The organism is Alteromonas sp. PRIM-21 (assembly GCF_027563165.1).
Classification (GTDB): Bacteria; Pseudomonadota; Gammaproteobacteria; order Enterobacterales; family Alteromonadaceae; genus Alteromonas; species Alteromonas macleodii_A.
Map to the genome: position 1 here is coordinate 1 of NZ_JADOEK010000025.1, position 8,945 is coordinate 8,945.

Annotated in this window: 9 protein-coding genes; all 9 read right to left on the reverse strand. The window is 43.0% G+C overall.

The genetic code is table 11. The annotated features are described in order from the left end of the window. Positions 1-354: 354 nt before the first annotated feature. Positions 355-876, reverse strand: coding sequence for a signal peptidase II (lspA, locus tag IW644_RS19610; protein ID WP_269919013.1), 522 nt, complete (start codon positions 874-876; stop codon positions 355-357). A gap of 145 nt (positions 877-1,021) precedes the next feature. Further along, positions 1,022-1,357 (reverse strand): hypothetical protein, encoded by a 336-nt coding sequence (locus IW644_RS19615; protein ID WP_269919014.1) that lies wholly within the window; start codon positions 1,355-1,357, stop codon positions 1,022-1,024. A 548-nt stretch (positions 1,358-1,905) separates the two neighbouring features. After that, positions 1,906-2,298 carry a hypothetical protein gene (locus IW644_RS19620; RefSeq protein WP_269919015.1) on the reverse strand — a complete coding sequence of 131 codons (393 nt, stop codon included), beginning with the start codon at positions 2,296-2,298 and terminating at the stop codon, positions 1,906-1,908. Between the two features lie 954 nt (positions 2,299-3,252). Then, the gene (locus IW644_RS19625; RefSeq protein ID WP_269919016.1) at positions 3,253-3,567 is read right to left on the reverse strand and encodes a hypothetical protein; all 315 of its coding nucleotides are present in this window, start codon (positions 3,565-3,567) and stop codon (positions 3,253-3,255) included. Between the two features lie 125 nt (positions 3,568-3,692). Next, positions 3,693-4,121: a hypothetical protein gene (locus tag IW644_RS19630; protein ID WP_269919017.1), complete on the reverse strand. Its 429-nt coding sequence runs from the start codon at positions 4,119-4,121 to the stop codon at positions 3,693-3,695. Between the two features lie 122 nt (positions 4,122-4,243). Further along, positions 4,244-4,729, reverse strand: a complete 486-nt coding sequence (locus IW644_RS19635; protein ID WP_269919018.1) for a hypothetical protein — start codon at positions 4,727-4,729, stop codon at positions 4,244-4,246. A gap of 78 nt (positions 4,730-4,807) precedes the next feature. Continuing rightward, on the reverse strand, positions 4,808-5,131 hold the full coding sequence (locus tag IW644_RS19640; RefSeq protein ID WP_269919019.1) for a hypothetical protein: 324 nt from the start codon (positions 5,129-5,131) through the stop codon (positions 4,808-4,810). Between the two features lie 129 nt (positions 5,132-5,260). Then, on the reverse strand, positions 5,261-6,121 hold the full coding sequence (locus tag IW644_RS19645) for an alpha/beta fold hydrolase (protein WP_269919020.1): 861 nt from the start codon (positions 6,119-6,121) through the stop codon (positions 5,261-5,263). Between the two features lie 2,237 nt (positions 6,122-8,358). Continuing rightward, positions 8,359-8,945: hypothetical protein (locus IW644_RS19650; protein WP_269919021.1), on the reverse strand; the 587-nt coding region annotated here is incomplete at its 5' end.

The following is an 8,945-nucleotide window of genomic DNA, read 5'->3' on the forward strand; positions in this document are numbered from 1 at the left end:
AAAGTACGCAGCTTTGCTGCCACCACTAGCCGATAAGGCCACTTATTTAAATTGTTGAAATTAAGATAAAACAACCCTGTGCGAAATGCCAGATGTTAACGGCAATGCTGGATAAAAGAGCGAGTTTAGAAAAGTGGTGATGTTGAATGTTGGCGTTGCGGTGTTTAAGAAAAGCGCGTTGCTAAAGCCGTTAAAACAACCGGGAAAGCTTGCCGCTAATACAACCTAGCGAAACAGCCTTGATGCCGGAATGTCACAATTTAACCCACATTTTAATGCTGTAAGTAAATGACGCCTAACTTTTAAATAAGGGGCGATAACGCGTAGGGCATAATAGCGAAGCGGCCCTGCGTGTTAGCGTCCCAGTGACCAACGGGAACGGCTTAATTTGTTTGTTAGGTTTTTACCCCATTTTGTAGAAAAGAAGGCAGCCAAGAATACACCCAGCATTATAAAAACATCTGCTAAGTTAAAAACCCCAGTATGCAGTGGTCCCAGCTGAAGTAAAACAAAATCTATTACGCGCCCAGTGTTTGTTAGCCTATCGTAAACGTTGCCAATGCCGCCAGCTAGGATTAGTGTGCCGACAATAAAACTCGCATTGGATAAGGGCTTAAGGCAAAGATAGGCAAATACTGCTAACAAGAATAAAGTAACAAACGCACTAAAAATGATAGTTCGAGTTTCATGCGGCAGTGAAGCGCCCAAGCTTAAGAAAGCCCCGGGGTTTTCATGATAAGTAAGAACTAAAAAGCCATTAAGGTACGAAATCGGTTGTGAGCCCATTAGGTAATTAACGGCTTGTACCTTTGAAAATTGGTCACAACCAACCAACGGCAAAAGTAATAGAAGCAAAATCAATACGCGTTTCTTCACAAAAAATCCTTTTTTATTCAATAGAGAAACCTAACTTTCCAATAACGGGCGCAGACATGTGGGGCATAATGGCGAAGCCGCCCCGCGTGTATGCGTCCCAGCGAACGCAGTGAGTGTGTTGATTGGGTTGTTATATGCGCTGTTTTTAAGAGCCATTATTACGATCTATCTTTGTTGCTATTGGCCAACCATACACTACAAAAAATAAAAACCAACCAGATACAAGCCATGCATGTGCTTGTGGAAATACATTTGAAATAATCCCAGCAACAAGACCAGAAGACAAAATAACAATTATGTATCTATTAGCTGAAGCCTGTTGAGACCGTAATTCTTTAAAATAGGGGTCGAGAAAAATTAATAAAATTGCTACTAAATATAGCGGAACGGCCCACTCTATAAGTGATTTAAAAAGAGCAGCTGTAGGTATAACAAGCACAGCACCACAATACATCCATTTTCTGCTATTAAATACTTCCATTTTTCAAGCTACCACAAGCATATAACGCTAAGCTTTGGGGCGCTAGCACGTGGGCTAAAATCCGAACGAAGTGAGTCAGCCCACGTGTTAGCGTCCCAGCGACCGGAGGGAGTGCCAACAGCGTTTTGTTAGGCGTACAAAGGAACGTACGCAGCTTTGCTGCCACCACTAGCCAATTAGACCGCGTGTTTAAATTATTGAATTTAAGATAAAACAACCCTGTGCGAAATGCCAGATGTTAAGGACATTGCTGAATAAAAGAGCGAGTTTAGAAGACTGGTGATGTTAAATGTTGGCGTTGCGGTGTTTATGAAAAGCACGTTGTTAAAGCCGTTAAAACAACCGGGAAAGCTTGCCGCTAATACAACCTAGCGAAACAGCCTTGATGCCGGAATGTCACGATTTAACCCACATTTTAATGCTGTAAGTAAATGACGCCTAACTTTTAAATAAGGGGCGCAGGCATGTGGGGCATAATGGCGAAGCCGCCCCGCGTGTATGCGTCCCAGCGAACGAAGTGAGTGACTTAATTTTTTTGTTATATGCCATTAGTTACTAACACCTTGCGAGGCTAATAAAATACCAATGAAAAATGCAAGATATGACAATGAAATGGCTCCGATAGCTGATATTTTATGGGCTTGATTGTCGCTTGGCGATTCGTTGTTATTTATCTGTTCCATAAAATGATTTTGAGCTAGGTACGCTAACAGTGCACTTATTGCACCAAACAGTACACCTAGAGAAAACGCAAAAAGAGAGTAAACCAAGAAAGTTTTATCCTCTGCTTTCGAATTGCCAACGAATGTTAACAATGCTACCGCTGCGCCGCCATTAATCATAATTGAGCTTTTCAAAGCAAGCTCTGCCATTTGAATTACTGACTTGAAGTGTTCAACTGCACGCTGAAGTTTTAATTCTGCAATTTTATCGTCGTTCATAACTTCTCTGGCATATAACGCTAAGCTTTGGGGCGCTAGCACGTGGGCTAAAATCCGAGCGAAGCGAGCCAGCCCACGTGTTAGCGTCCCAGCGACCGAAGGGAGTGCCAACAGCGTTTTGTTAGGCGTACAAAGGAAAGTACGCAGCTTTGCTGCCACCACTAGCCGATAAGGCCACTTATTTAAATTATTGAAATTAAGATAAAACAACCCTGTGCGAAATGCCAGATGTTAACGACATCGCTGGATAAAGGAGCGAGTTTAGAAAAGCGGTGATGCAGAATGTTGGCGTTGCGGTGTTGATGAAAAGCACGTTGCCAAAGCCGTTGAAACTACCGAAAAAGCAAGCTGTAAAGACAACCTAGCGAAACAACCTTGATGCAGGAATGTCACGGCTGAACCTACTTTTTAATGCTGCAAGTAAATGACGCCTAACGCTAAGCTTTGGGGCGCTAGCGCGTGGGCTAAAATCCGAGCGAAGCGAGCCAGCCCACGTGTTAGCGTCCCAGCGACCGAAGGGAGTGCCAACAGCGTTTTGTTAGGCGTACAAAGAAAAGTACGCAGCTTTGCTGCCACCACTAGCCGATAAGGCCACTTATTTAAATTGTTGAAATTAAGATAAAACAACCCTGTGCGAAATGCCAGATGTTAACGGCAATGCTGGATAAAAGAGCGAGTTTAGACAACTTGTAGTGTTGAATGTTGGCGTTGCGGTATTGATGAAAAGCACGTTGCCAAAGCCGTTGAAACAACCGAGAAAGTTAGCTGCAAAGACGACCTAGTGAAACAGCCTTGAAGTCGGATTGTCACGGTTAAACCCACTTTTTATGCTGTAAGTAAATGACGCCTAACTTTTCAATAACGGGCGCAGGCACGTAGGGCATAATGGCGAAGCCGCCCTGCGTGTATGCGTCCCAGCGAACGAAGTGAGTGCGTTAATTGACTTGTTATATTTCACTTTAAACAATGAGTGCGAAGTGCAGCAAAATAGTTTAGAGCTAAATATAAAACCAAAAGCACTAAAGCAGAACTAGCGCTGCAAAAATACAATAAAAACATATCTGGTTCATGGATATAATGTACTGGCGGATTTCCCTTTCTGCTTGGAATTACTCCAGCTTCCCACCAAGTATAAATCCAGTACGCTAGAGCAAAACAGGGAGTAAGCTTCAAAAGGAATAATCTTGTTTCTCGGCCAAAGACTTTCCTTTTGGTCCAGTCATTGCCAGCATACTTATTGAATTCTTTTCTATCTTCTTCAGAAAGCATTAGCTTCAAGTTGCCTTGGTGAAATATAACTTTCCAATAACGGGCGCAGGCATGTGGGGCATAATGGCGCAGCCGCCCCGCGTGTATGCGTCCCAGCGAACGCAGTGAGTGTGTTGATTGGGTTGTTATGCATCAAAAACCCCAAACAACCTAGTGTAGTTTTTTACATATGTATTAGTTGTTACCAACGGCCACAAAAACAATCCATTGGCGAAAACAGGAAAAGCGATAATGACGGCGAAATCTGAGCTAGCCTCAAAAACGCATAAAATACCAAATAAGACTCCTAATAAGAAAGTAACAATAGTGTATTTCCTATACCAGCCCAGCTTTTTGTAAAGGGTTTTAAACTCAAAGTCGTTAGCAATACCATTGATGCATAAAAAAAGAACGACACTAGATGGAATAAGCAACACTATGCTAATGGGGCTAGCTTTGCTGATAGCTAAGCAAATTAGATAAACGAAACCAGTAGCCAGTGACCAATGAAACACTACGCCCTTATAAATATATTGCCTATTAAATGGGTCAGAAGGAATAGGGTTACGGTTCATAATTTCACTTTGATGCATAACACCCACATAAGGGGCAGTAACACATGGGCTAAAATCCGAGCGAAGCGACAGAGCCCATGTGTTACTGTCCCAGCGAGCCCGCGAGCGACTTAATGTGATTGTTATGTTCGACCGTAAAACTTCCTGAGTACTACTTCAGTTTTGTTTAATTCTGAAGTGACCGAGTTGAACCCGCCTTCAAGAAAGAAGGAGAGGTTTTGAGTAATAAAGTCTATATCAAGAGCAAGGATCTTCTCGTAACCAGATGTTCTATGTGCATCTCGTTCTCGCAACTTCTCCAAGCCATCCAAATAACAAATGGCCTGCTCTATTGTAAATGGCTCATTTAACTTTGTTGCACCAAATGTTGTTAGAAGGCCAAAGCCCCAGTGGATGCCCTCAAACCCAATAAAAATATGCGGATTCTTAAACCTAACTTCAAACGGGTTGATATAAGTACCGCCACAAACGATACACTCCTTAAGATCATACTCTTGGGCTACAGTGCCAAAAGATGACCGACAACGACTTTTAAACAAATCAACTTGAGCTTGGTTATTCATACTAGAACATAACTTTCCAATAACGGGCGCAGACATGTGGGGCATAATGGCGAAGCCGCCCCGCGTGTATGCGTCCCAGCGAACGAAGTGAGTGCGTTTATTGGCTTGTTAGCCACGCTCTGCTTACGAAGCACTTTTTTGAAATTTGCGCATAGCTCTGAGGACATTAACAATGGGCAATGTCGCGAAGACAACATAAATAGCTACGAACAGCAAAAGGTTTAAATAAGCTAAATAAGCCAACAACCCAATTAAGATTTGTACTACACCAGATAATAAAAAGCTATTGCCTACGAAATTGCAGAAAGCATGTAGGTCGGCAATTTTAGAAAAATCGATGCCGTTAAGTACATCCGCTTTTTGCTTAAAGGTAAGTAAATAGCCAATGATTAAATATATAAAGCCACTTAAGCAAGATATTAAAAGAATTAGAAAACCTGTATCCATGGAAAATCCTTTTTAGGGGGTAACTTTAAGCTAAGGGGCGCAGATACGTGGGGCATAATGGCGAAGCCGCCCCGCGTGTATGCGTCCCAGCGACCGAAGGGAGTGACTTAAGCGTTTTGTTAAGCCCCACTACTTTGCCAACCCCTGTATTTTTGATACTACTAGCTCTGGGTCTGAAATGTGTAAATGATGTTTTTCTGACTCCGAGTAAATGATTTCGACATCACTTGAAAGTGATTTGAAATAGTTTTCTGCGCCCTGTTCTAATGATTCCATTCTTTCCGCAATCACGTCAGGAACAAAAGGAGGATCATAGGGTTCTTCGGATTGTTTTGAGCGGATGACAATAATCGGTTTAGAGCCAAAATCATTTGAGTTTGATAGTTGTTGGTAGCTTTTCATATGATCAACGTTTTCCGGCACACGTTCGAACATTGGGTTTAAAACACTTTGTTCAAATTCCATGTAACGTTTCAACTCTTGGTTATCGGTTTCAAAGCCTTGCGGCCAACGAGTTCCCATCGTGTAAAAGTACCCGAGAGTAGGAGGAGCGATAAACACAGCACCTAACACTTCATCTGGGTAAAGGTTATTGTACGCAGTAATAATATACGAAGCGTAAGAGCCTCCGGCGAAATAATATGGTGGATTTATATTTGCAGCAGATAAAAGAGAACGTAGGCGTCTAACGTTATCGTTGACAGTAAAAGGAACCGGCCCTTTTTCGCTTTTTCCTAGACCTGAACGATCATAAAGACAGACACTATATTGATCTTTGAGTTCTTTAATATTATTTAACCAGACGCCATCAGAGCCAGAACGACCGAACCCTTGTTCGAGTATTAATTTTGGTTTTTCATTTTCATAGCATTCCAAATAGAGACTAAAACCTCCGACATCATACATTCCAGATTTAGTTGGGATAAGTTCATCGGCTGAGACACCGAGGCAAAGCAGTAATAAACATATAGGTAATAATTTGTAAAACATCATGAATCCTTTCTAGTGGGGCTTAACGCTAAGCTTTGGGGCGCTAGCACGTGGGCTAAAATCCGAGCGAAGCGAGCCAGCCCACGTGTTAGCGTCCCAGCGACCGAAGGGAGTGCCAACAGCGTTTTGTTAGGCGTACAAAGGAACGTACGCAGCTTTGCTGCCACCACTAGCCAAATAGACCGCCTGTTAACATTATTGAATTTAAGATAAAACAACCCTGTGCGAAATGCCAGATGTTAACGACATTGGTGGATAAAAGAACGAGTTTAGAAAGCTGGTGATGTCGGATTTTGGCGTTGCGGTGTCGAAAAAAGCACGTTATCAAAGCCGTTTGAACTACCGAAAAAGCAAGCTGTAAAGACAACCTAGCGAAACAGCCTGAAGCTGTAATGTCACGGCTGAGCCTACTTTTTAATGCTGTAAGTAAATGACGCCTAACGCTAAGCTTTGGGGCGCTAGCACGTGGGCTAAAATCCGAACGAAGTGAGCAGCCCACATGTTAGCGTCCCAGCGACCGAAGGGAGTGCCAACAGCGTTTTGTTAGGCGTACAACTGAAAGTACGCAGCTTTGCTGCCACCACATGCCAAATAGACCGCGTGATTAAATTATTGAATTTAAGATAAAACAACCCTGTGCGAAAAGCCAGATGTTAACGGTAACGCTGGATAAAAGAGCGAGTTTAGACAACTTGTAGTGTTGAATGTTGGTGTTGCGAAGCTGATGAAAAGCGCGTTGCTAAAGCCGTTGAAACAACCGAAGAAGCAAGCTGTAAAGACAACCTAACGAAACAACCTTGACGCTTTAATATCATGGCTGAACCCACTTTTTAATGCTGTAAGTAAATGACGCCTAACTTTCCAATAACGGGCGCAGACATGTGGGGGGCATAATGGCGAAGCCGCCCCGCGTGTATGCGTCCCAGCGAACGTAGTGAGTGTGTTGATTGGTTTGTTATATGCCGTCACTAATTTGAAAAACCTTTTTGCGCTTTTAGAAAGTGCCCAGCCCTCCACTACTATTCCACCCCCCGCCGAACTCTTTGTGTATTTTCTTCGTCTCTGAATCGACACTTTTACACCAGAGCCACAATCCAATGGATGCAAAATATGGAATCAGCCAAATTATTAAAATTTGAGCTATTTTTTGAAAGTTATCCAAATCGTCTCTACGCGACAAATAAATTGAAACTAATAAATTCAAAAGAATTGCTATGCCTATTAAGGCATATAAAAAATAGCTATGCATCAATTACTCCCCCAGGCATATAACGCTAAGCTTTGGGGCGCTAGCACGTGGGCTAAAATCCGAGCGAAGCGAGCCAGCCCACGTGTTAGCGTCCCAGCGACCGGAGGGAGTGCCAACAGCGTTTTGTTAGGCGTACAAAGTAAAGTACGCAGCTTTGCTGCCACCACTAGCCAATTAGACCGCGTGTTTAAATTATTGAATTTAAGATAAAACAACCCTGTGCGAAAAGCCAGATGTTAAGGGTGATGCTTGAGAAAAGAGCGAGCTAAGACAACTTGTTATGCTGAATGTTGGCGTTACGATGCTGATGAAAAGCTCGTTGCTAAAGTCGTTGGAACTACCGAAAAAGCAAGCTGTAAAGACAACCTAATGAAACAACCTTAATGCTGGAATGTCACGACTGAAGCCACTTTTTTATGCTGGAAGTAAATGACGCCTAACTTTTCAATAACGGGCGCAAGCACGTAGGGCATAATGGCGAAGCCGCCCTGCGTGTATGCGTCCCAGCGAAAGAAGTGAGCGAGTTTATTGAGTTGTTAGGTGACACCTCAAACATCCTTGAGCAAAACTAACAACAAAAACGAAGAAAACGCAGAGAAAGCCATAGCTAAAAAGTATTTCCTTGCCAAATTATGAGCGCACACAAAACTCGAATTACTTAGGCGACCTTTCATATACGAGCGGCTTATTAATGTAAAAGTCAGCTTGGGAGTTGCAAGTAAAATGAACTTTGTCGGCTCTACCGTTATACCAAAAACCTTTAAATTGCCTTGCGACTTTAACTCTTTGCAAACTAGGTCGAGTGCATTGACGTATTTATATAAAAAATACAAATAAGAGAGAGCGCCACATAAAAAAAGAATTGTTCTAAGACTTTCCACTTGTCACCTAACTTTCCAATAACGGGCGCAGACATGTGGGGCATAATGGCGCAGCCGCCCCACGTGTATGCGTCCCAGCGAACGAAGTGAGTGTGTTGATTGGGTTGTTATACGCGTTTGCCATTAACTGCCTTGTACCCAAAGAGATAGCATAGCCCAACAAGTAGCCATACAACACCCACAATTAAAACAGTGTCAGTTACCTTGTGTGGGTGCCTCATCCAGAGTTGAATTGGCATAATGCCACGTATAATACACGCAGCAGCAATTGCATATATGCCAAAACTGAGTAACGGAAGTCTGCGAATGAGTGTAGCGCCCGACAGAGCGTAACAGCCAAAAACGATAAATATTGCCGAAACCACGATCGTACCCAGCGGTGCCAAAAGTGTTCCTGCTTTAGCCGATTCAATTACGCTGACTGGAGCCATTTGAGTCTCAAAGCACTGAGGCCCCAAAAAGATACAGGATAGGTGAGCGAAAGCGGTTAATACAGCTATTGACGCAGCTATTAATAACAGAACTATTCCTTGTTTAGTGCTCATTAATAAAGAATTCCAGTAGCGTATAACACCCGCATAAAGGGCGATAACACATGGGCTAAAATAGGAACGAAGTGACGCAGCCCATGTGTTAGCGTCCCAGCGAGCCTGCGAGCGATTTAATGCGTTTGTTATAAGCCGCCGCGCTCCCA

Excerpts from the sequence above, each read along its gene's own strand:
- IW644_RS19615 (WP_269919014.1), bottom strand. The coding sequence starts at position 1,357 with ATGGAAGTATTTAATAGCAGAAAATGGATGTATTGTGGTGCTGTGCTT.
- IW644_RS19620 (WP_269919015.1), bottom strand. The coding sequence starts at position 2,298 with ATGAACGACGATAAAATTGCAGAATTAAAACTTCAGCGTGCAGTTGAA.
- IW644_RS19625 (WP_269919016.1), bottom strand. The coding sequence starts at position 3,567 with ATGCTTTCTGAAGAAGATAGAAAAGAATTCAATAAGTATGCTGGCAAT.
- IW644_RS19630 (WP_269919017.1), bottom strand. The coding sequence starts at position 4,121 with ATGAACCGTAACCCTATTCCTTCTGACCCATTTAATAGGCAATATATT.
- IW644_RS19635 (WP_269919018.1), bottom strand. The coding sequence starts at position 4,729 with ATGCCCCACATGTCTGCGCCCGTTATTGGAAAGTTATGTTCTAGTATG.
- IW644_RS19640 (WP_269919019.1), bottom strand. The coding sequence starts at position 5,131 with ATGGATACAGGTTTTCTAATTCTTTTAATATCTTGCTTAAGTGGCTTT.
- IW644_RS19645 (WP_269919020.1), bottom strand. The coding sequence starts at position 6,121 with ATGTTTTACAAATTATTACCTATATGTTTATTACTGCTTTGCCTCGGT.